The 22,512-nt window shown below is 39.9% G+C and carries 17 protein-coding genes and 1 riboswitch; of the genes, 10 read left to right on the forward strand and 7 right to left on the reverse strand.

Annotated elements, in window-relative coordinates:
- The first annotated feature begins 135 nt into the window (after positions 1 to 135).
- On the forward strand, positions 136 to 1,101 hold the full coding sequence (locus tag GQR55_RS11355) for an HrcA family transcriptional regulator (RefSeq protein WP_166420679.1): 966 nt from the start codon (positions 136 to 138) through the stop codon (positions 1,099 to 1,101).
- A 58-nt stretch (positions 1,102 to 1,159) separates the two neighbouring features.
- The gene (gene grpE, locus GQR55_RS11360; protein WP_166420680.1) at positions 1,160 to 1,771 is read left to right on the forward strand and encodes a nucleotide exchange factor GrpE; all 612 of its coding nucleotides are present in this window, start codon (positions 1,160 to 1,162) and stop codon (positions 1,769 to 1,771) included.
- 35 nt (positions 1,772 to 1,806) lie between these two features.
- Here the strand turns inward: grpE and GQR55_RS11365 are convergent, their stop codons facing one another.
- Positions 1,807 to 3,009: a Bcr/CflA family efflux MFS transporter gene (locus GQR55_RS11365; RefSeq protein WP_166420682.1), complete on the reverse strand. Its 1,203-nt coding sequence runs from the start codon at positions 3,007 to 3,009 to the stop codon at positions 1,807 to 1,809.
- A 196-nt stretch (positions 3,010 to 3,205) separates the two neighbouring features.
- Here GQR55_RS11365 and GQR55_RS11370 point away from each other — a divergent pair, with 196 nt between their 5' ends.
- Positions 3,206 to 4,003: a M48 family metallopeptidase gene (locus GQR55_RS11370; protein WP_165728240.1), complete on the forward strand. Its 798-nt coding sequence runs from the start codon at positions 3,206 to 3,208 to the stop codon at positions 4,001 to 4,003.
- A gap of 68 nt (positions 4,004 to 4,071) precedes the next feature.
- Here the strand turns inward: GQR55_RS11370 and GQR55_RS11375 are convergent, their stop codons facing one another.
- From GQR55_RS11375 to GQR55_RS11385, 3 genes are all read right to left on the reverse strand, one after another.
- A complete protein-coding gene (locus GQR55_RS11375) occupies positions 4,072 to 5,088 on the reverse strand; it encodes an alpha/beta hydrolase (protein ID WP_166420683.1) in 1,017 nt (338 codons plus the stop codon).
- A gap of 173 nt (positions 5,089 to 5,261) precedes the next feature.
- Entirely contained in the window at positions 5,262 to 6,050 is a 789-nt protein-coding gene (locus GQR55_RS11380) for a nucleoside-binding protein (protein WP_166420684.1), read from the reverse strand.
- 133 nt (positions 6,051 to 6,183) lie between these two features.
- The gene (locus tag GQR55_RS11385; protein ID WP_165728273.1) at positions 6,184 to 7,497 is read right to left on the reverse strand and encodes a Na+/H+ antiporter NhaC family protein; all 1,314 of its coding nucleotides are present in this window, start codon (positions 7,495 to 7,497) and stop codon (positions 6,184 to 6,186) included.
- Between the two features lie 362 nt (positions 7,498 to 7,859).
- Here GQR55_RS11385 and dapB point away from each other — a divergent pair, with 362 nt between their 5' ends.
- From dapB to ribB, 6 genes are all read left to right on the forward strand, one after another.
- Entirely contained in the window at positions 7,860 to 8,663 is an 804-nt protein-coding gene (gene dapB, locus GQR55_RS11390; RefSeq protein WP_166420685.1) for a 4-hydroxy-tetrahydrodipicolinate reductase, read from the forward strand.
- Positions 8,664 to 9,025: 362 nt separating this feature from the next.
- Positions 9,026 to 10,162: a glutamine-hydrolyzing carbamoyl-phosphate synthase small subunit gene (gene carA / locus GQR55_RS11395; RefSeq protein WP_007375827.1), complete on the forward strand. Its 1,137-nt coding sequence runs from the start codon at positions 9,026 to 9,028 to the stop codon at positions 10,160 to 10,162.
- A 16-nt stretch (positions 10,163 to 10,178) separates the two neighbouring features.
- Positions 10,179 to 13,397: a carbamoyl-phosphate synthase large subunit gene (gene carB, locus GQR55_RS11400; RefSeq protein ID WP_166420688.1), complete on the forward strand. Its 3,219-nt coding sequence runs from the start codon at positions 10,179 to 10,181 to the stop codon at positions 13,395 to 13,397.
- 48 nt (positions 13,398 to 13,445) lie between these two features.
- Positions 13,446 to 13,922, forward strand: coding sequence for a transcription elongation factor GreA (greA, locus tag GQR55_RS11405; RefSeq protein WP_166420690.1), 477 nt, complete (start codon positions 13,446 to 13,448; stop codon positions 13,920 to 13,922).
- A gap of 352 nt (positions 13,923 to 14,274) precedes the next feature.
- Positions 14,275 to 15,333: a S66 peptidase family protein gene (locus GQR55_RS11410; RefSeq protein ID WP_166420692.1), complete on the forward strand. Its 1,059-nt coding sequence runs from the start codon at positions 14,275 to 14,277 to the stop codon at positions 15,331 to 15,333.
- A 76-nt stretch (positions 15,334 to 15,409) separates the two neighbouring features.
- Positions 15,410 to 15,595: riboswitch (FMN riboswitch) on the forward strand.
- Positions 15,596 to 15,735: 140 nt separating this feature from the next.
- Positions 15,736 to 16,389, forward strand: a complete 654-nt coding sequence (ribB, locus tag GQR55_RS11415; protein ID WP_166420712.1) for a 3,4-dihydroxy-2-butanone-4-phosphate synthase — start codon at positions 15,736 to 15,738, stop codon at positions 16,387 to 16,389.
- 71 nt (positions 16,390 to 16,460) lie between these two features.
- Here ribB and GQR55_RS11420 read toward each other — a convergent pair whose 3' ends face one another.
- A complete protein-coding gene (locus GQR55_RS11420; RefSeq protein ID WP_166377689.1) occupies positions 16,461 to 17,114 on the reverse strand; it encodes a nitroreductase family protein in 654 nt (217 codons plus the stop codon).
- Positions 17,115 to 17,289: 175 nt separating this feature from the next.
- Between GQR55_RS11420 and GQR55_RS11425 the strand changes: the two genes are divergently transcribed.
- Positions 17,290 to 18,228, forward strand: a complete 939-nt coding sequence (locus GQR55_RS11425; RefSeq protein WP_166420693.1) for a LysR family transcriptional regulator — start codon at positions 17,290 to 17,292, stop codon at positions 18,226 to 18,228.
- 12 nt (positions 18,229 to 18,240) lie between these two features.
- Here the strand turns inward: GQR55_RS11425 and GQR55_RS11430 are convergent, their stop codons facing one another.
- Together GQR55_RS11430 and GQR55_RS11435 are read right to left on the reverse strand one after the other, a co-directional pair.
- Complete coding sequence (locus tag GQR55_RS11430) at positions 18,241 to 19,131, reverse strand: dienelactone hydrolase family protein (RefSeq protein WP_166377693.1); 891 nt, start codon at positions 19,129 to 19,131, stop codon at positions 18,241 to 18,243.
- Between the two features lie 230 nt (positions 19,132 to 19,361).
- A complete protein-coding gene (locus tag GQR55_RS11435) occupies positions 19,362 to 22,511 on the reverse strand; it encodes an efflux RND transporter permease subunit (protein WP_166420694.1) in 3,150 nt (1,049 codons plus the stop codon).
- Position 22,512 lies beyond the last annotated feature (1 nt).

Here is a 22,512-nt window from a genome sequence, read left to right on the forward strand (position 1 = left end):
TTAATAATTGTAGAGTAACTCAAAACAGAAGTGTTTGAAAATACAGATTATAGCAATATTATAAACCATCAGTTTTATTCACTGTGAGTTAGCTGCACGACTTGAAAAACAACTAAACGCCCCGATATCTCTTTCATGCAACAAGATGTAGATACCATGAAACTAAACCCACGAGATCAGCAAATTTTTTCAGCTGTTATGAACATGTACTGTAATGGTGAGGGTTTGCCCGTCCCATCAACAAAAATTGCTAAGCTTAAAGGGATGGCAGTGTGTTCGGCAACGGTACGTAATGCTATGGCTCGCTTAGAAAAAGTGGGCTTATTGTATTCACCTCATACATCCGCTGGGCGAGTGCCGACAAATGAAGGGTTTGATTATTGGTTTGACGAATTTTTTGTGCTGGCTGATATTGCTACTTATTGGCAACCGGAGCAATCACAACTCGTTGAGCTCGCGCATGCCTTGAGCCAAAAATATCAAGTGTGTTGTTGCGTTGGTTTACCACAAGCCAGCTCACAGCAAGTATTTAGAGTGGAAGTGCTTGATTTTGATTCTACCGACTGGCTTATTTTATTAATAGATAGGGCAGGGCAGAGTCATAATATTTGTATTGATAAACCTCATGATTCGTCAGACTCCGTTCGTTATCAATTTGCGACGTGGTTAAATACGGTATTTAGCCAACAGACCTTAATGGAAGGTTTGTACCGTATGCAAGCAATGGCCAATACAGCCCCTAACAATTGTCATGATTCACTTAATCAGTGGACGCGACAACTAAGCCAAAAATTAGGCTCAGATAATAGTATTGTTGTTGGTGAAAATTACCTCTACAAACAAATAGACTGCGAACAAAGTTTAAATATTGGTGTTTCGTTTTTAAATTATGTAGAAGATAAACTTGCTTTTAAAAATGGTGTATCGGTACTTAATAGCGAAAAATTGCCTTTTACTGAGTGCGATGAATTGATTGTAATAAGCGTGCCTTACTTTCAAAATCAAGAATATCAAAGCCGCTTTTGTATAATTTGCCCTAAATCAGCGCAGATTGAAGAAATAATTCAAGAATTTAAATTAATTGAGACATCTAACTCTTGAATCTTTTTATTCAATCCCCATAATTACCGCAGTTGAAAAGAATTGGAGCACGTATTTTATGTCTGAGCAGACACAAAACCCTGAGCAAGAAGTAGAATTAAACGAAGAAATTTCTAAAATGCAGGCCGATGTAGAAGCAGCAGTTGAAGCCGCTGATCAACATTCAGAGCAAGAGCAAAGCCCTGAAGCAGAAATAGCGATGCTATATGCAGAGCTTGAAGCCGCTAAGCAAACAATTGCCGATCAAAATGATGGTGTTGTTCGTGCAGCCGCAGACGTAGATAATATTCGTCGTCGTGCAGCACAAGATGTAGAAAAAGCGCATAAATTTGCACTAGAAAAATTTGCTAACGAATTACTACCTGTAATTGATAACCTTGAACGCGCTATTGAGTTTTCTGACAAAGAAAATGAAACATTAAAGCCGTTACTTGAAGGTATCGATATGACGGTTAAGAGCTTTAATGATGCTGTTTCTAAATTTGGTGTTGAAATTGTAAACCCACAAGGTGAGCAATTTAATCCAGATTTTCATCAAGCAATGTCAATTCAACCAAGTAACGATGTAACACCTAATACAGTACTTGCTGTTATGCAAAAAGGTTACACATTGAATGGTCGTTTATTACGCCCTGCAATGGTTATGGTTTCTAAAGCTGCTGACGCTTAATTAATTTAAGATTATTAGCTTTGATAAAAAATGCCTCATAAAGAGGCATTTTTTTTGTCTTTTTTATAGTGAATTAGCTGTACGAGCATAGTGAGTAACACAGCACTAAACATTAAACTCGAAAAAGGCACTGCGCTTTTTGCATGCATAATAGCGAGTAGCGGGCCAACTAATGCGCCACTACCAAAACGAAGTGTGCCAATTACGGCCGTTGCTGTACCTGTGTTTTTTTCAAACTTCATTAATATTAGCGAGTCTGCATTACTTGCCGTGACACCTAAACTCATCATTAATGGCGCAATAGCAGCCACAATATAATAAAGAGATAAATGTAGTAAGCTAAAGGTTAAAAGAGCAGAGCCCGATATAAACCCACACACAAGTCCTATATAAAGCATTTTACGAGAGCCAAGCCTAGGCACTATTCGCGTATTTAAAAAGTTACCAAACATTAGTGCCATTACGTTAAACGCAAATAACACACCAAATAACTGTTCTGACACTTTATATAAATCTAAATAAATAAAAGGCACGGAGGTTAAAAAGCAAAAAAAGCCGAACGATACAAGCATAGAACTGAGTATGTCAGCACGGGCATCTTTATTACTTAGCACTGTTTTATAGCTATCAAAAAATAACGCGAGGCCTTTTTTCTCATTTTTATGAATAGGTATATCGATTAAATACACTTGTACAAACGCCAATATTAAAAAGCTATATCCAGCAAGTACTAAAAATATACTCGACCAAACAGAAAAGCCTAAAATAAATGAGCCAACAGAGGGGGCTACTAACGGTGCTACCATCATAATCATTGATACATACGACATTCCTTTAGCCGTATTTTGCTGATAAATATGACGAATAATACCCGGTACGACTACGGTTGCCGCAGCTCCTGTAAATGCTTGCACCGCTCTAAGTGTCCAAAACGCATGGATTTCGGTTGTAAATGCGAGTGCAAGTGAGCTTGCGCCAAATAGGGTTAGGCCAATACGAGCAAGTTTGCGACGGCCAATTTGATCGGCAATTGGGCCAAAAAATAACATACCTAAAGAATAGCCCGCTAAGTAAATACTTAACGATATTTGAACATTTGGCATATTAGTTTGTAAATCGTTTGCAATTACCAGCATAGCAGGCAAGTACATATCAATAGCCAATGGAGTAATTGCCACAATACTGGCTAGTAAAGGTAATAAAATACGGGTATTAAAAGACGAGGCTGAGGCGTCCATGTGTAAACTCAACAATCACTAAAAACAAGGCCTATAGTGTAACAGGGCATTGTATTTGGATAAACTTAGTTTGCCTGCTAACTTTATCGTCTTATCTCATCTTTTTAATATAGTGTATATAAAGCAAAGATTTTAAACTGGCACTGTGTTTGCTATTCTATAAGCAATAAAAAATTAATTACTTAAGAGAATTATCATGAAAAAACTAGTACTTGCAGTATTAGCGACAGCCGTTTTGGCCGGTTGTAAAACGTCACCAACAGGGCGCACACAAATAGCACTTTACTCAGACCAAGAAATGAGTGAAATGGGCACTGCTAGTTTTGCCGAAATGAAAGCATCTCAGCCAATTAATAAAGATGCAAAAACAAATGCATATGTAAATTGCATTGCTGAAAAAGTAGTGGCTGTATTACCAAAAGAATACGCGTCGCAAAATTGGGAAGTGGTTGTATTTGAAGATGAATCTGCTAACGCTTTTGCACTACCTGGCGGTTACATTGGGGTTCATACGGGATTATTAAAGATAGCGACAAACCAAGACCAATTAGCAACAGTGCTAGGGCACGAAGTAGGGCACGTAATTGCTGAGCATTCTAATGAGCGTGTTTCACAAAGCTCTATTTTAGATACAGGCATGCAGCTTGGTAGTGCAGCACTTGAAATGGGTAACATTCAATACCGTAATGAAATTATGCAAGGCTTAGGCTTAGGCGCGCAATACGGTGTTGTTTTACCATTTAGCCGTTCTCACGAGTCAGAAGCTGATGAAATTGGCTTAGATTTAATGGCTGAAGCTGGCTTTAATCCAGAAGAGTCGGTAACGCTTTGGCAAAATATGAGTGCAGCAGGTAGTGGTACAACACCTGAGTTTTTATCAACTCACCCAGCGCCAAGTAGTCGTATTAAAGACTTACAAGCACAAATGAGTAAAGCTCTTAGTGAGCAAAGCACTGCTAAAGCGCAGGGTAAAAACCCACAGTGTAAGTTGTAATTTAGCTTCTATAATAAAAACCCCTGTGAGTAATTACTTACAGGGGTTTTTATATTCAGTACTCACCTCTATTTAGTTGTAAGCGCCTTTTTTAATACATCTTTAAAACGATCAAAATCTTCAATTTGCGGCAAATGACCTAAATTATCAAGCTCATATAATTTAGCATTAGGGATAAGTGATGCGGCATTTTTGCCTAACTTATCGTAACGGCCGAGCTCGTAATCTACACCGTCTTTTTTCCAGTTACGACCAGGACCGGTTCTATCTCGTGTGCCAATAATTAATTTAACCGGCACAGTCAAATCTTTAAATTCGGTTATTACAGGTTGGGTGAAAATCATGTCGTATGTTTTAGCATTTACCCATGCCATTTTTTCTTTATCTGGGCCTTGTATTTGCCCTGTTATAAAGTCAGTTAAGGCTGAATATGTGGCATCCCACTTACCATCGTAGTAATTTTTTTGTTGGTATTTTCTTACGCCTTCCGGTGTTTTTGAAAGCTCGTTTTTATAGAAAAAATTAGTATCTTTATAATCAACATATTGTAGGTAGTTTTCAAGCCCAATAGGGTTTAATAAAATTAGCTTTGTAGTTGTGTTTGGATACATTAACGCAAAGCGACTTGCTAACATTCCGCCCATAGAGTGCCCAAGTACAATCGACTCTTTTATATTAAGCGAGTCCATTAACGCGTGCGTATGATGAGCAAGTGCTGCGAACGAATACTGGTAGTTAGTTGGTTTAGACGACTTACCAAAACCAATTTGATCAGGGGTTAACACGCCGTAGCCTAAAAATTGTAGGTATTGTGCAGTGGTAGTCCAGTAGTCAGCGTTAAAGTTTTTACCATGCATAAGTGTAACAACAGGCATGCCAGCTTTAACTGGTTTTAGGTAAATATAGGCCATTTTTAGTGATTGCTTTTGCGACTCAAATGCAAAGTAATTTACTTTAAAATCATACTGGTAATTACTTAAAAGTGCATCATATGAAAGGGCGGATGTATCTTGTGAGGTACCTGCTAAGGCATTATTGGTTAGCAACAATAAAGTAGAAAAACAAATCACTTTAATCGACGACATTCAGTAACTCCTATTAAAGGCGAGCGCTTGGCTTAAAAGTTGGCTTAAAAAGAAGTACAACAATAACTAAGTATTTAAACCTGTTCAATTGAATGTTTTAGGTTAACCAAAAAGCGGAGCTAAAAGTATAGCTCCGCTTAAAATTCACATTATTTAAAATGGATACGAGGTGTTTAAAAAGTCCACTCAACATGTATTTGCGGAACCGATTCAGTAACTTCAGTACCTAGTTTGTTGTGCCAGTACTGAAGCTCCATACCCAGCAGTAAGGTGTTTTCTTTCATTTGCATGGAATGACCCATATCCCACACTAAAATAGGCTGTGCGAGTATCCAAGCTTGTACATCGTTACCAAATTCATCTTCACGCTCAGCAATGTATTCAGCGTGGCCTTTAAAGCTAAACTTTTGCGAGCCAATAGTAAAAGGGTATTCAAACGCTACATCAAGCATCCAGCTATTTGTTTCAATTGGCGCGCCGCCTTTAGCCACACCTTCACTGTCATCAATGTAGGCTGTTACTAAAGTTTGAAAAAAGTTAAACCCAGGTACATCCCAACTTAATTTAACACCTGGTAAGTATTTCATCATTTTAGCGTCACCAGCAACGTTAATACCGCCGGTTAGGCCAACATCGAGTAATGCCCCAGTACCTACTTTTTCACCAGTAATAGCTGACAAGCTAACGGTTGAGTACCACTCGCCATAAAAGTCACTATCTTGATAGCCATCAGTTGTATCGTCTTTACTGTAATCAATAAAAAAGAAGTTATCGCCGTAGTCATAACCAGAGGCATGTTGGATTGAATACACAGTAGTATCAGATTCTTGCTTAGAAAATGGATTTTTTTGGCTGCCATTATTTATATGTACTGCTGTACTGCTCCAATTGGCAGCAAAAGCAGATGATGATAAAGCAAGAGAAGTAAGGGTAATAAAAGGGAGTAATTTTTTAAATTTCATAACTGTTTAATAACTATAATTTTAGTGACACGCGGAAGCAAAGATTATAGCAGAAGAGATTGATTTGTTGATCGCTAATTTAACACATGTTGCAGCCTACTTAATAAGCTGCAACATGCACTAAATCAATTTATTATGCTTTATTACGACGTAAACAAATAATAGCAATTGCAGTAAAGGCTAAAATAAAGCAGTAATAAGAAGACGTTGATACTTCCCACGGACTAATTTTAAAGGTTGCACCTAACAATAGTGCTTGAGCGCCATAAGGCAGTGAGCCTTGCGTTACACAAGCAAAAATATCAAGTAAACTTGCAGAGCGTTTACCGGTTATTTCACCGTCGTCGGCAAGCTTTTTAGCAATAGGGCCAGCAACAATAATAGATACGGTGTTATTAGCAATACACATATTACTTGTCATAACGAGTGCGGCAATACCTAATTGGTCGGCCACTTTGCGATGCCATTTTGCAATGATTTTAGTAATTGCTTGAATTTTTTGAGCAATGTAATCAAGGCCACCATTAATACGAATGAATTCAGATAAGCCACCAATAAACATTGATAGTAAAAATATTTCCTGCATATCGGTAAAGCCTTTGTAAATATCTTTTACAAAGCTTGCGCCTTCATAGCTTCCTGTAAAGCCCATTAATGCAGCAAAAATAATACCGCTAAACAACACCACAAATACGTTTAGGCCAGCAACTGCTAACACTAAAATAAAGGCATACGGAAGTACTAACCAAATATCGTAATCCTTGGTTTCAACAACTTGCGCTGCGGGTGTTAAATAAAACAACAAGCCAATAGTTAGTATTGCAGCAGGGACTGCAATTTTAAGATTTTCTTTAAACTTATCTTTCATTTCACAGCCCTGTGTACGTGTGGCTGCAATAGTCGTGTCTGAAATAATTGATAAGTTATCGCCAAACATAGCACCTGATACAATCGTACCTGCCATTAATGCTGGATCTATACCTGTTTTAATAGACACCGCATAAGCAATAGGGCCAATAGCACCAATAGTACCCATTGACGTTCCCATAGCTGTAGATACAACAGCAGCAATTAAAAATAATCCTGGGAGCAACAAAGCGGGAGGAATAAGTGATAAACCTGCATTTACTACCGCGTCAACACCACCGGTTGCACTAGCCACGGCTGAAAACGCACCTGCAAGTAAGTAGATTAAACACATGGTTATAATATTATTGTGCCCAGCACCTTTAATAAAGGTCTCAACGCATTCGTTTACCGTGCCTTTGTTTAAAATAAACGCAAGCATAATGGCGGGTAGTATAGCTACTGGAGCAGGAAGTTGATAAAAAGCGTAATCAACCCCTTGCGATTGCAAGTACAAACCAGAGCCTAAAAATAGTGCTACAAAGGTCAGTAGGGGAAGTAAAGAAAGTATAGCTTTGTTTTTATTAAATGATGGCTGCATCATATTCCTCGTAAACAGTTTAGTAATACAACAGCCAAAAACTCCTCTTTTAGCTGAATTTAGCGAGTCACTCTTATTTTATTAATTAAGAAGACCGCAGCGCCCGCAAGCCAAAGACCAAATCGACGCGAAAGAGAAGTTTAAATGTATAGATGGCTAAAGTAAACTGGTATTGTTATTATTATTAAATTAAAAGGTCACCTGACTATTGCATGACTTTTAGATAATATCTACAAAGTAACGCTATTTTCAGCGATTAATATTTGTCCAACTGCATAAAAATGCCCAAGCGCGTATTTGCAATGCTTCGGATATATACTCAGATTAGTAAAAATGGATTTAAATTAAATTAGGTAAAAACAATGACTACAAATCGAATAGGCGTTTTTGGTGCTAATGGCAGAATGGGCTTAGCTCTATTAGAAGCAGTGACAATTAAAGAGCAAACACAACTTACAGGTGCATACGTTCGTGGTAGTTCATCGTTATTAGGCATTAATGTAAATCAAGTAAATAGCGCAGCCGACAACAGTGTTAGCTTTAGCGAAGAAACCACAATAGATAATGTAGATGTTTTAATCGACTTTACGCTTCCCGCTGGTATGAAAAACCATTTAAAAACCGCTGTAGCACAAAAAATTCCTATGGTTATTGGTACAACAGGTTTAACAAGCGACGATATGGCGCTACTACACGATGCAGCCAAGCATATTCCAATTGTATTTGCGCGAAACTACAGTGTTGGCGTAAATGTACTATTAAACCTAGTACAAACAGCGGCAACTAAGTTTAGTGACGACTTAGATATCGAAATATTTGAAGCGCATCATCGTCATAAAATAGATGCACCATCAGGCACAGCACTCGCCATTGGTGAATCTATTGCACAAGCTAAAGGCTGGGATCACGACGAAGTTGCTGTATACGACCGCAGCCAAGTCGAAGTGGCTAAATCGCAAAATGAAATTGGTTATTCGGTACTAAGAGGGGGTGATATAGTAGGTGAACACACCGCATACTTCGCTACAATGGGCGAAAGACTCGAATTAACACATAAAGCAAGTTCAAGAATGACGTTCGCTCTAGGTGCTGTAAGGGCTGCAAGCTGGTTGAGAAACAAACCTGCAGGACTTTATGATATGCAAGATGTGCTAGATCTTAAGTAGTTTAGTTACTTTTTTAACTGTTTGGGTCTAATTTCACCTACAGTGACTTGTTTGTAACAATTTACTAAAAAGTGTTAGACCTAAATAGCAACTTCATGTATTATGCAGCCAATTTGCCAAAAATTACTAAATGCGTGTTTCCAATTATACCCAAATGGCTAGTAAATCCTGGGTTTCAGTGGGAATAAAAATAGTTTTAGGCAAGAAAAAATGATAGAAGGTTTAGCGTTTTATATCGGCATCATTTAAGACTGCGTAAAACTATTTAAGCTCACAAAAATCTAGTTTTGACGATCCCTCTGGGTATTGGCGGGGTGTTAAGCAATTGCTTACTCCCGTTTTTTACTGTTAGGAGGTTTAACTTGACTAAATCCGCTCTGTTAGTCCTAGAAGACGGCACAGTGTTTCGCGGTACTGCAATCGGCGCTGACGGCATGTCAGTCGGTGAAGTAGTATTCAATACGTCTATGACTGGTTATCAAGAAATTTTGACTGATCCATCATACGCGGAACAAATCGTAACTTTGACGTACCCACATATCGGTAATACGGGTACCAACAGCGAAGACGAAGAAGCGAATCAAATTTGGGCTAAAGGCCTAGTGATCCGTGATTTGCCACTGCTAGCAAGTAATTTTCGTAACGAGCAATCGTTAGATGATTACTTAAAAGAACGTAATATTTTAGGTATTGCGGACATCGACACCAGAAAGTTAACTCGAATTTTGCGTGATAAAGGCGCACAAAACGGGTGTATTATTGCTGGCGACGAGCTAGACGAAAATAAAGCGCTACAAGCCGCGCAAGCCTTCCCAGGCTTAAAAGGTATGGATTTAGCAAAAGTTGTCTCAACCAAGGAAAATTTTGAGTGGCGCGAATCAAGCTGGACATTAGGCGAAGGATTTAAAACCCTTGATGCTGCTGATGAAAAGTTTCATGTTGTTGCCTACGACTTCGGTGTAAAGCGTAATATTTTGCGTATGCTTGTAGACCGTGGCTGTAAACTTACAGTAGTACCAGCGCAAACCTCTGCCGCTGACGTACTGGCTTTAAACCCTGATGGTATCTTCCTATCTAATGGCCCTGGCGATCCTGAGCCATGTACTTACGCTATTGATGCAATTAAAACCTTTTTAGAAACCGACACACCAATTTTTGGTATCTGTTTAGGTCATCAGTTATTAGCCCTTGCCTCAGGTGCTAAAACAGAAAAAATGAAATTTGGCCACCACGGCGCTAACCACCCAGTTAAAGACCTAGACCGCGATGTAGTTATGATCACGGCTCAAAACCATGGTTTTGCAGCTCAAGAGTCAAGCCTGCCAAGTACGCTTCGTGCCACGCACAAATCGTTATTTGACGGAACGCTTCAAGGTATTCATCGTACAGATAAACCTGCGTTTAGCTTCCAGGGTCACCCTGAAGCAAGCCCTGGTCCGCACGATGCAGCACCATTATTTGACCACTTCATCGATTTGATGCAAGCGCGTAAACACTAATTTAACTGGAGTAATAATGCCAAAACGTACCGACATAAAAAGCATTCTTATCTTAGGCGCAGGCCCAATTGTAATTGGTCAAGCGTGTGAATTTGACTACTCTGGTGCTCAAGCGTGTAAAGCACTTAGAGAAGAAGGCTACAGAGTTATATTAGTTAACTCAAACCCTGCAACTATCATGACAGACCCTGATATGGCCGATGCAACATACATCGAACCCATTCATTGGGAAGTGGTAGAAAAAATCATTGAAAAAGAAAAGCCTGATGCAATACTGCCTACAATGGGTGGTCAAACAGCATTAAACTGTGCACTTGAACTAGACAAACACGGTGTATTGGCTAAGCACGGCGTTGAACTTATTGGTGCAACGGCTGATGCAATCGACAAAGCAGAAAACCGCGAACGCTTTGACGTAGCAATGAAAAATATTGGTCTTGAATGTCCACGTGCTGAGATTGCTCACTCTATGGATGAAGCCAAAGACATCATAACGCGCATTGGTTTGCCATGTATTATCAGGCCTTCTTTTACTATGGGTGGCACCGGCGGCGGTGTGGCGTATAACTTAGAAGAGTTTGAAGAAATTTGTGAACGTGGCTTAGATTTATCGCCTACTAGCGAATTATTGATTGATGAATCACTAATTGGTTGGAAAGAGTACGAAACAGAAGTTGTACGTGATAAAAACGACAACTGTATTATTGTTTGTACCATTGAAAACTTTGACCCGATGGGTGTTCACACTGGCGATTCAATCACTGTTGCACCAGCGCAAACGCTAACCGACAAAGAATACCAGATTATGCGTAACGCCTCTATGGCAGTATTACGTGAAATTGGTGTAGAAACCGGTGGTTCGAACGTACAGTTTGGTATTAATCCAGAAGATGGCCGTATGGTTATCATTGAGATGAACCCACGTGTATCACGTTCATCTGCACTTGCATCAAAAGCAACGGGTTTCCCAATTGCTAAAATTGCAGCAAAACTAGCAGTAGGTTATACGCTTGATGAACTTCAAAACGACATTACGGGTGGCAAAACACCTGCGTCTTTTGAGCCTTCAATCGATTACGTTGTTACAAAAATTCCTCGCTTTAACTTCGAAAAATTTGCCGGTGCAAACGACCGTTTAACTACGCAAATGAAATCAGTTGGCGAAGTAATGGCAATTGGTCGTAACCAACAAGAGTCACTACACAAAGCATTACGGGGTCTTGAAGTAGGCGCTACAGGTTTTAATCCAATAGTGGCGCTTGATGACCCTAAAGCAAAAGAAAAAATCATCCGCGAACTACGCGAGCCAGGCGCTGAGCGTATTTGGTACATTGCCGATGCAATGCGCCATGGCATGAGCGTTGATGATGTTTACGAGCTGACTAAAGTAAACCGTTGGTTCTTAGTTCAAATAGAAGACATTTTAAAAGACGAAGCAAAAATAGCGAAAGTAGGCATGGCGGGTTTAAATGCTGACTTCCTACGTAAACTTAAACGCAAAGGCTTTGCAGATCCGCGTATAGCAGAAATTGCTGGTGTATCAGAAGCTGAAATTCGTAAAAAACGTCATTTATTAAACATTGTGCCAGTATATAAACGTGTTGATACGTGTGCTGCAGAATTTAGCTCAGACACAGCTTACATGTATTCAACTTACGATGAAGAGTGTGAAGCTAACCCAACAGATCGTGATAAAATCATGGTTATTGGTGGTGGTCCAAACCGTATCGGTCAAGGTATTGAGTTTGATTACTGTTGTGTGCATGCCTCGCTTGCACTTCGTGAAGACGGTTATGAGACCATCATGGTTAACTGTAACCCTGAAACGGTATCTACCGATTACGATACTTCGGATCGCTTATACTTCGAGCCAATTACACTTGAAGACGTACTCGAAATCGTACGTGTTGAAAAGCCAAAAGGCGTTATCGTACAGTACGGTGGCCAAACACCACTTAAACTAGCGCGTGAGCTAGAAGCTAACGGCGTGCCAGTAATTGGTACTTCACCAGATGCGATTGACCGTGCAGAAGACCGCGAACGCTTCCAACAACTTGTTGAGCGTTTAAACTTACTTCAGCCAGAAAATGCAACAGTAACTTCAACTGAAGAAGCATTACTTAAATCAGTTGAAATCGGCTTTCCACTTGTTGTGCGTCCGTCGTATGTACTAGGTGGTCGTGCAATGGAAATTGTATACGATGAAGATGATTTACGTCGCTACATGACCGAAGCTGTACAAGCATCAAACGAAGCGCCAGTATTACTGGATCGTTTCTTAGATAACGCGATTGAAGTTGACGTTGACGCAATTTGTGACGGCGAGCAAGTAATCATCGGCGGTATCATGGAGCACATTGAGCAAGCCGGTGTTCACTCGGGTGACTCAGCGTGTTCATTACCAGCACATTCTTTATCACAAGAAGTGCAAGACGTAATGCGCAAGCAAGTAACCGACATGGCGCTTGAGCTTGGTGTTGTTGGCTTGATGAATACACAGTTTGCAGTAAAAGAAGACAAAGTGTACTTAATCGAAGTTAACCCACGTGCTGCACGTACTGTACCGTTTGTATCAAAAGCAACCGGTGTAGCACTTGCAAAAGTAGCTGCACGTTGTATGGCGGGGCAGTCTTTGGCAAGCCAAGGTATTACTAAAGAAGTGATTCCTCCTTACTACAGCGTTAAAGAAGTTGTACTGCCGTTTGCTAAGTTTCAAGGTGTGGATCCAATCCGTGGCCCTGAGATGCGTTCAACAGGTGAAGTGATGGGTGTTGGCGATACTTTCGCCGAAGCATTCGCAAAAGCACAATTAGGTGCAAGCAATACTTTACCACGCGGTGGTCGCGCGTTATTATCTGTTCGTAATAGCGATAAGCCACGTATTGTTGAATTAGCCAAAATCATGACCGACTTAGGTTTTGAACTTGACGCAACTGGTGGCACGGCACAAGCTCTTGAAGAAGCTGGCATTGAAGTACGACGTGTAAACAAAGTATATGAAGGCCGCCCGCATATTCTTGATTATATTAAGAATAAAGAGTACAGCTATATTGTTAATACCACCGAAGGTCGCCAAGCGATCGAAGATTCGAAGGTGTTACGTCGTGGTGCGTTGCAAAATAAAACCAACTATACGACAACCTTGAACGCGGCATTCGCTAACTGTACTGCTAACAAAGCAGATGACCGCAGTAAAGTGACGTCAGTTCAAGAGCTACACCTGCGATTGAACTAAGGAAATGTGCCAAGGCCAACTAGGGCCTTGGTGTTAAGTGAGAAAAGTATGCAATCAATTCCGATGACAGTTCGTGGCGCAGATTTACTGCGTAAAGAGCTTAACGAATTAAAAACAGTTACCCGTCCTAAAATCGTAAGTGATATTGCGGTTGCACGTGAACATGGTGACTTAAAAGAAAACGCTGAGTATCATGCTGCACGTGAGCAACAGGGTTTTTGTGAAGGTCGTATTCAAGAAATTGAAGCTAAGCTTTCAAATGTTCAAATTATCGACGTAACTAAAATGCCAAATACCGGTAGAGTTATTTTTGGTACAACGGTGACTATTGTAAATGTAGAAACCGATGCTGAAGTAAAATACCGTATTGTAGGCGATGATGAAGCAAATATTAAAAATAACTTAATATCTGTTAACTCACCTATAGCGCGTGGCTTAATTGGTAAACAAATGGACGACTCAGTGTCTATTGAAACACCAAAAGGTATAGTTGAGTTCGAAATCATTGAAGTTGAGTATCTTTAACGTATAACTCACTTTAACGTTTTAAATAAAAACCGATGTAATTACATCGGTTTTTTTATGCCTGAAATTTAATATTAAAACTTATACCAATTCCAATAAATAGCTGATCTATTTTACTTGCTAAAATAACCCATTTATTTGTTGTTAATTTCGTAAAGGGAACAACCATTTACATCAATTTACGCCTAGAACTGAATTGTTTTTTCGGCGTAAAATTCAGATCACATACTTAATGGAATTGGTATTATTATTTTGCTGACCTCAAAGTATTAGCTCATTTATACATTCATATTGTATAAAGAGTGTACGTGTTGATATAGGTACATAATCACTTTATTAAAAAGGAACACCCATGGCTAATATTCTTTACCCAGCGCCTTTAAAAGTAGGCTCTAAAATTGCAATTTGCTCGCTGTCATCAGGCCTAAAAGAAAAATACCACGGGCGATTAGATATTGTGATAGAGGGATTAAAGCACCGTGGCTATGAGGTTGTAGAGGGGGAGTTTTTACGCCAAAACAGACCACGTAATGAGCTTAATGCTAAAGCCCATGCCGAGCAACTAATGGGTTTATTACTAGATGATGAAATAGATGCCATTATGCCGCCAATGGGTGGTGAGCTGGCAATGGAGGTATTGCCACTACTTGATTTTAACGCGATTAAACAAGCCAAACCTAAATGGCTAGTTGGGTTTTCTGATGTGAGCACGATTGCATGTGCACTCACCGCTAAGTGCCAATGGGCAACACTTCACAGCGCTAACCTTATGCAGCTCCATCCAGATGAAAAAAACGCGTATAGCCTACAAATATTCGAAACTCTTACTTACGAAGCCGGTAGTAAATTTGAGCAAGGGCCTTCTTCTTTATATCAAAAAAACAAGCCTAATTACGCACAAAACCCGAATGAATTACTAAGCCCTAGTGAGCCCACAAAATGGCAATGTTTAAACTATACAGATAAACGCACCATAGAAATGTCAGGCCGCTTATTTGGTGGATGTTTAGATACAGTCGGCTTATTGCTCGACTCACCATTTTTAGCACTGCATGAATTTAAAAAGGACAGTGCACCCGAAGGGCTTATTTTATACCTCGAAAACTCAGAGCTAACGCCTACCACGGTTGCACGATTTTTACTGTCATTAAAATTAGCGGGCATATTTGACGACATTAATGGCTTGGTTTTAGGGCGAAGTGAAATTACACAAAGTCATTATGATGCCTTTGACTATCGTCATGCGCTTGATGTTGCATTAGGCGGGTGTTTATTTCCCGTTATTTTTGATGCTGACATAGGGCACGTTCAACCTAACTTAAATTTAGTTAACGGTGCTATGTGTTCGCTTATTGCTGATATAAATGAAGGTATAGTAAACAGTGCATCGGTAAACATTCAACTTTCGTAGTATTTATGGCATTTAGTTTTGAAAAACAAGTAAATACAGGCGTATAATATGCTTGCAGTAAGTGCTAACGCTTACTGTTAATTCTCAGGGCGGGGTGAAATTCCCCACCGGCGGTATGTTTAATGTTATTTGTAACTTAAATGAGCCCGCGAGCGCTTTATTTAACTTGTTTTTACAGTGTTTAAATAGGTTAAGTAAAGGTCAAGCAGATCTGGTGAGATGCCAGAGCCGACGGTTAGAGTCCGGATGAAAGAGAATATAGCTTATTTATGTACACCAAAACGTAGCTTTTTGGTGAGCATTTTTAATGCTGTTTTGGTTTAATCCATACGATTTTATTTGTATGGCTTTGCCATGCCTTTCTGTGTCCTGAATCTATTATTTTTTATTTGGAATATAATGATGATTCAGTCTCTACTTACTCAATTCGGCGAAAGCCATATCCGTGTACAAAGCGCAATTGCTGCATTACAGCAAGGGCAAGGCGTACTTGTTGTTGATGACGAAAACCGCGAAAACGAAGGCGACTTTGTTTTTTCAGCTGAGCATTTAACGGCCCCACAAATGGCCGAAATGATCCGCGAAGGCAGTGGTATTGTATGCCTATGCATGGGAGAGGAGCGTATTAAACAGCTCGACCTACCGCAAATGGTAACCAATAACACCAGTCAAAATAACACCGCTTATACTGTCACTATTGAAGCTAAGCACGGTGTTACAACCGGCGTATCTGCCGTTGATAGAGTGACTACTATTAAAGCTGCTACAGCCGATAATGCAAAACCAAGTGATTTATCGCGCCCTGGCCATGTATTTGGTTTAAAAGCACAAACTGGCGGTGTGCTAGTTCGCCGTGGTCATACCGAAGCATCGGTTGATTTAATGCAACTTGCAGGCTTAAAACCATTTGGTGTAATTTGCGAACTTACCAACCCCGATGGTTCAATGGCACGTTTACCTGAAGTTAGTGATTATGCTAATAAGCATAATATGACCGTGGTTTCTATTGAAGATCTCGTGCAATACATTCAAGCTGCGCAGCTTAAAGTGAGTTAAGCCGCTTTAAAAGCAAAAAACCACTTATTTGAATGCAAATAAGTGGTTTTTTAATGTAATAAAAATATAACTTATAAAACTTGAATTATTTGCTCTTTAGCTAAACGCGATTTAGGTAATTTAGCATTATAATCTTCTGCGTCATCATGGTAGCCAAGTACTAAAGCTACATCACAAATGTAACCATCTAGCTCTTTTTCAAAAACTTCGCCAATCAACTGTGCATCAACGCCTTCCATAGGAGTTGAATCAATACCTAAGCGTGCTGCTGCATGCATTGTGTTACCAAGCGCTATGTAAGTTTGCGCTTTAGTCCACGTTGCGTTATTGCCTTGCTCATCAGTATTCATATCAACAAACGCGAAAGCACCAAATGATTGTTCGCGGTTTTCTGCTTTAGTACGACCGTTTTTAATGTCTGCATCAATTACTTGTGCGTAATCGTCACGTGTATATTTAGGGTTGTAAGCAAATAAAATAACGTGCGACGCTGTTTTAATATGAGGCTGATTAAATTGAAACTTATTAGCAAAGGTAGTATGCATACGTTCTTTTGCTTCATCAGATTCAATTACAACAAACTTCCAAGGCTGCGAGTTAATTGATGAAGGAGAAAGACGCATAGCTTCATATACTACGTCTAGGTCATCTTGAGGAATACGCTTAGTTGTGTAACGTTTAGTTGTGTAGCGTTTTTCTAAATCACTAATAATTGGGTGAGTCATTATTTTTCCAAATAAATAAATTGAGCGAGTTGTTATTAATTGGTTTGAATTTAAATAATTCAATAGTGACCAATCAGTTTTAAATAAGAATATTTTACGGATTTGATAATAGCGCTTGCTTTGCATTTAATAAACATCATAATCATTGAAACATTATCAAATATATATAGATAATATGAACATAGAAGATTTAAAACTTATTCTAAAAGTAGCTGAGTTTAGAAGTATTACGCTTGCAGCTGCTAAATTAGATATGCGCACAGCAACTGCGAGCGCGGTAATTAAGCGTGTTGAATTAGAACTGGGCAGTGAACTGTTTGTACGTACTACACGTCATTTAAGGTTATCAGCCGCTGGGGAGCGCTATATACCTCAGTGCGAACAAGCTTTAGCAATACTTGAGCAAGCAAAGCATAACCTCAAAGGTGAGCATGACGAAATTGAAGGCGAATTACGTGTTGCTCTTTCATCCGATTTGGGGCGAAATTTAGTTATCCCATGGATTGATGAGCTGATGGATAATTATCCTAAGTTAAGCCTCCGAGCGCATATAAGTGACAGTAATATTGATTTTTATCGTGATTCAGTTGATATAGCACTTCGTTATGGCTCGCCAAGTGACGCTAGCGTTTACGGTTTTAAAATTTGCAACGTACCGCGCTTATTATGTGCAACTCAAGAATATTTATTACAAAATGGCTCTCCTGAACATCCAGACGACTTAGCTAATCACCAAGGCTTATTTTATCAACTACAAGATATTATAAATAACACATGGGAGTTCACCGATGGTGAGTCAAAATATAAAGTTAAAATGGATGGTCGGCGCGCGTCTAACGATGGTGACCTAGTGAGGCGATGGTGTGTTGCGGGTAAAGGCTTAGCAGTAAAGTCAGCACTCGATATAGCCGATGATTTACTCAATGATAGGGTGGTTACTGCTTTGCCAGGTTATCAACACACTAATGGCGAATTATGGCTTATTTGCCCAAGTAGGCAGTCAATAACGCCTGCGGTACGTTTACTACGTGATGCATGCAGAGCAAAATCCCAAACTATTCTGCAGCAGTTGGTAAATAAAGGAATTATTGATAAAAGCGTATTAAAGGATTAATACGCAATCTGATTAACTTAGTTTTTTATTAAAAAACTCAATAGTACGCTGCCATGCAAGTTCTGCTTTTTTCTCATCATAACGCCCAGTAGAGTCGTTATGAAAACCATGATTTGCCCCTTTATACATATGCATAGTGTATTCAACGTTATTGGCTTTTAAATCTTGCTCGTACTGTGGCCACGATGCGTTTACACGTTTATCAAGCTCACCTAATTGAATCATTAACGGCGCTTTAATATTTTTACGTAAACTCTCACTTGCAGGAGTGCCGTAAAAAGGCACGCCTGCGCTGATTAAATTACTATCTACTGCGGCTAAGTAATTAACAATGTAGCCACCAAAGCAAAACCCAACAGCGCCTAGCTTACCGTTGCTGTTAGCATGCGATTTTAAAAAGTGTGCAGCGGCTACAAAATCGTTTTGAATTTTAGCGCGATCCATTGTTTTTTGCATGGCACGACCCTCATCGTCGTTACCAGGATAGCCACCTAGTGGAAACAACGCATCGGGTGCAAACGCAATAAAGCCTACCTTAGCTAAGCGCCTTGCTACATCTTTTACGTACGGGTTTAATCCACGGTTTTCGTGTACCACTAGCACAACAGGGAGCTTACCTTCTACGTTTTTAGGTACGGCTAAATATCCCTTGCCCTTACCATATCCGTCTGGTGAATCGAATTCTTCGTACGTTGCCGTAATATCGTCATCATTAAACGAGACTTGCTCAGCAAACGCGTAATTAGGTAATAGCGCTGATGTAAGTACAGCCATCGAAAAACCAAGTGCAGCAAGGCCACCGAGTTTTTTCATAAACGTACGGCGGTCCATTAAATCGTGGGCGTATTCATCATACCAATCAAAGGCTTCTTGCGGGATGTGATCTGATAGCGGGGTATTCATGGCTGTTCCTTAACTTTATTATGTATATTTATTATTTAAATACCATAACGTATTAGGGATAAAAAACGAGCAATATTTCTTTCAATTATTAGGACTGTTGATGGAGTCTATGTGTTAAAAAATGAGTAGTAGAAGTAATATTAGTAAATAGTTAAATATTATTTTTAAGCTTAAAATAAAAAGCTCGGCATAGAGTATGCCGAGCTTTTTTGGTTGGGATATTACTTAACTTAGCTATTAGTAGGCGCTGGTTGGGCATCTACAAGTGGCGGCTTGCCACGCATTTTACGTACTAATCGCTTAGCATCTTCTAGTGCAACGTACTGGCACGGTATAAGTATTAGTGTAATTACGGTGGCAAATAACACACCAAAGGCAAGTGATACAGCCATTGGTATAACTATTTTAGCTTGTAAACTCGTTTCAAAAATAATTGGCATTACACCAATAAAGGTTGTGATTGAGGTGAGTAGTATCGCTCTAAAGCGGCGTGCACCGGCTTGCATTACAGCATCTTTAGTCGCGACACCTTCAGCGCGTGCTTTGTTTACAAAATCGACCATAACGAGGGAGTCATTTACAACCACGCCCGCTACAGCAATTATGCCAAACATCGATAAGCTACTCATGGTCATACCTAAAATCATATGCCCAAACATCGCGCCAACTACACCAAACGGAATAACCGACATAATAATAAGTGGCTGCGAGTAAGAGCGAAGTGGAATCGCTAATAAGGCAAATATAATCATCATTGATATACCAAAATCACGAAGCTGCTCTGAAGCGCTATCCATTTCTTCTTGAATGCGCCCAGCTACATCACTTGTAACCCCAGGGTAGCTTTTAAGTAATGTTGGTAAGTATTCATCACGAATTTCTTCTGCAATAGCAAAAGGTTCGGCTTGGTCGGTATTTACCGCAGCCCATACGTTTACAGTACGTTTAGAGTTTTCGCGGCGAATACGGTTTACACCGTCAACTAGTTTAACTTCGGCTACTTCACTTAGCGGAACTTCAGCGCCAGTAGGTGTAATAATACGCACACTTGCTATGTCACTTATTGAGTTACGTTCGTCTTCTGGGTAGCGGATCATGACTTTAATTTCTTCGCCTTCACGCAATATTCGCTGCGCTTCTAAGCCGTAGTAACTAAAGCTTACTTGCGATGCGACATCAGCAAGCGTTAAACCCATGCTGTAAGCCAGTGGTTTTAAATCAAGTTGTACTTCGTCAGTGGCGCTTTGCATTGAGTCGTTTACGTCGCCAACACCTTCCATTGTTTGTAATTTAGCTTTTAATTTACCTGCTACTTCTTTTAGTACGTCAGCATTTTTGCCTTCAAGTTTAAAGCTAACGTCGCCATCATCTCGGCCACCATTCATTATACTGTCTTGAATAGTCATGGTTTTAACGCCAGGTAAAGCGGGCATTTGTTCGCGCCATAATGCACTTAGGGCAAAGGTATCGATAGGGCGTAAATCAGGCTCTACCAAAATGGCCATAATGTTTGCTTGCGTTCTGCCGCGCAGACTTACCGATAAATCGCGGATCATCGGTTTACCGTATTGCTCTTGTAATTGTTGATCGACCTTTAACAAAACGCCTTCTATTTTGCGTGCGGTTTCAAGCGTTGCTTGCTCAGACGAAGCAAGGTTCATTTCAATATCAATACGCGGAAAGTCGTGCGGTATTTTAGGGTTTGGTACAAATTTAACTAAACCACCTGCAAACATACCTGCGCTTACAATAAGCAAACACATAAAGCCAACAATTACGGTATAGCGATAGTGAATACAGCGGCCAACAAAAGGAAGGTAGTAGTTGTTCACAAAGCCTTTTAAACCACTATCAATTACCATACGTAAGCGATGTAATAGGTTTTTAGGATTTGGTTTACGTGGATTCATTGCTGCAATGTGCGCAGGTAAAATAAGTTTTGATTCAATGAGTGAAAAAATCAAACATAAAATAATCACGCCACCAATTGCCTTAGAAAAAGCAGCACCAGGGCCGGTTGCGAGTGTTTGTGGTAAAAATGCCGCAATAGTTGTTAGTACACCAAAGGTTGCTGGCATCGCAACACGTTTTACGCCGCGTACTACGTTATCAAGTGTATGGCCGTATTTTTCTATTTCGGCACTGGCTGACTCGCCCACAACAATGGCGTCATCAACAACAATCCCGAGCACAAGTATAAAGGCAAAAAGAGAGGCTAGGTTAATTGTTACGTCTAAAAAGCCAATGGGCATAAACAAAAAGGCACCTAGAAAAGACACCGGTAAGCCCATCATTACCCAAAATGCCAAGCGTAGTGGTAAAAATAGTGCCAGCACTATCATTACTAACAAGCCACCCCAAATCATGTTATCGACCATCATATCAAGTCGACCTTCAAGGTAGTAAGTTAAATCAACAATAGGAGATAGCTTAACACCTGCAGGTAAAAGTGGCTCTTTAGCCGCCATGTAGCTTTTAAGGACTTTTGCTACATCGGTAATATCTTGATCTTTTGATGCGTTAACTTCAAACGAGAGTGAATTTTTACCATTGTATTTTGAATACTGTAAGCCTTCTTCAAAGCCATCGTTAATGGTTGCTACATCGCCTAAGTAAATTTGTGCGCCATCAGCAAGAGTAATAAGGGGGAGCCTTTCAAATTCAAAACCACGGTAGGCTTGTTTTTCTACACGCATCGAAATATAACCGTTTTCAGAGCGTATTTGCCCCGCCGACATATTTGCCGAAAAGCTTTGCACAGCGCCTGCAATATCTCTAAATGTTAAGCCATATTCGCGCAGTTTATCGGGGCTGACTTCAATACCAATTTCGTACTCTAAACCGCCATTAAAATTAACCAGGTTAACGTGAGGCAGGGCTTGTAACTCATCTTTTATATCGTTGCCAAGCTCTTTTAACTGGTAGTTACTCATGTCGCCATAAAGCGCGAGTATCATTACCTCTTGCTCAAACTTATCACGGCGAACAACAGGGCGTTCCATTCCTGCAGGAAAGGTATTTATTGAATCAACTTGTACTTTAATTTCATCAAGTACTTCTTGTGGGTCGTATTGCTCTTCTATTTCAATCCACGCTTGAGAAAAACCACGGTTAGAGTAGGTAATTAGGCGTTTAATGCCTTCAAGACCTTCGAGGTTTTCTTCAACTTTTATGGTTATGCCTTCTTCAACCTCTTGCGGGGCAGCCCCAGGATAAACTGCTTGTACGCTTATCCAGTTGCTTTCAAATTGTGGGAACATTTGTTTGCGAATAGTCATGGCCATTAAAAGACCGCCCACTAATATAAATATCATTAGTAGGTTGGCAGCAACGGGATTTCGGGCAAACCATGCTATTAACCCTGTTTCACGAGTGTTCATG

Origin of the sequence: Pseudoalteromonas sp. Z1A8, from assembly GCF_011378855.1 — a bacterium.
Classification (GTDB): Bacteria; Pseudomonadota; Gammaproteobacteria; order Enterobacterales; family Alteromonadaceae; genus Pseudoalteromonas.

Bases quoted from the DNA above. Each gene is read 5' to 3' on its own strand.
- GQR55_RS11355 (WP_166420679.1), top strand. From the start codon at position 136: ATGCAACAAGATGTAGATACCATGAAACTAAACCCACGAGATCAGCAA.
- grpE (WP_166420680.1), top strand. From the start codon at position 1,160: ATGTCTGAGCAGACACAAAACCCTGAGCAAGAAGTAGAATTAAACGAA.
- GQR55_RS11365 (WP_166420682.1), bottom strand. From the start codon at position 3,009: ATGGACGCCTCAGCCTCGTCTTTTAATACCCGTATTTTATTACCTTTA.
- GQR55_RS11370 (WP_165728240.1), top strand. From the start codon at position 3,206: ATGAAAAAACTAGTACTTGCAGTATTAGCGACAGCCGTTTTGGCCGGT.
- GQR55_RS11375 (WP_166420683.1), bottom strand. From the start codon at position 5,088: ATGTCGTCGATTAAAGTGATTTGTTTTTCTACTTTATTGTTGCTAACC.
- GQR55_RS11380 (WP_166420684.1), bottom strand. From the start codon at position 6,050: ATGAAATTTAAAAAATTACTCCCTTTTATTACCCTTACTTCTCTTGCT.
- GQR55_RS11385 (WP_165728273.1), bottom strand. From the start codon at position 7,497: ATGCAGCCATCATTTAATAAAAACAAAGCTATACTTTCTTTACTTCCC.
- dapB (WP_166420685.1), top strand. From the start codon at position 7,860: ATGACTACAAATCGAATAGGCGTTTTTGGTGCTAATGGCAGAATGGGC.
- carB (WP_166420688.1), top strand. From the start codon at position 10,179: ATGCCAAAACGTACCGACATAAAAAGCATTCTTATCTTAGGCGCAGGC.
- greA (WP_166420690.1), top strand. From the start codon at position 13,446: ATGCAATCAATTCCGATGACAGTTCGTGGCGCAGATTTACTGCGTAAA.
- GQR55_RS11410 (WP_166420692.1), top strand. From the start codon at position 14,275: ATGGCTAATATTCTTTACCCAGCGCCTTTAAAAGTAGGCTCTAAAATT.
- ribB (WP_166420712.1), top strand. From the start codon at position 15,736: ATGATTCAGTCTCTACTTACTCAATTCGGCGAAAGCCATATCCGTGTA.
- GQR55_RS11420 (WP_166377689.1), bottom strand. From the start codon at position 17,114: ATGACTCACCCAATTATTAGTGATTTAGAAAAACGCTACACAACTAAA.
- GQR55_RS11425 (WP_166420693.1), top strand. From the start codon at position 17,290: ATGAACATAGAAGATTTAAAACTTATTCTAAAAGTAGCTGAGTTTAGA.
- GQR55_RS11430 (WP_166377693.1), bottom strand. From the start codon at position 19,131: ATGAATACCCCGCTATCAGATCACATCCCGCAAGAAGCCTTTGATTGG.
- GQR55_RS11435 (WP_166420694.1), bottom strand. From the start codon at position 22,511: ATGAACACTCGTGAAACAGGGTTAATAGCATGGTTTGCCCGAAATCCC.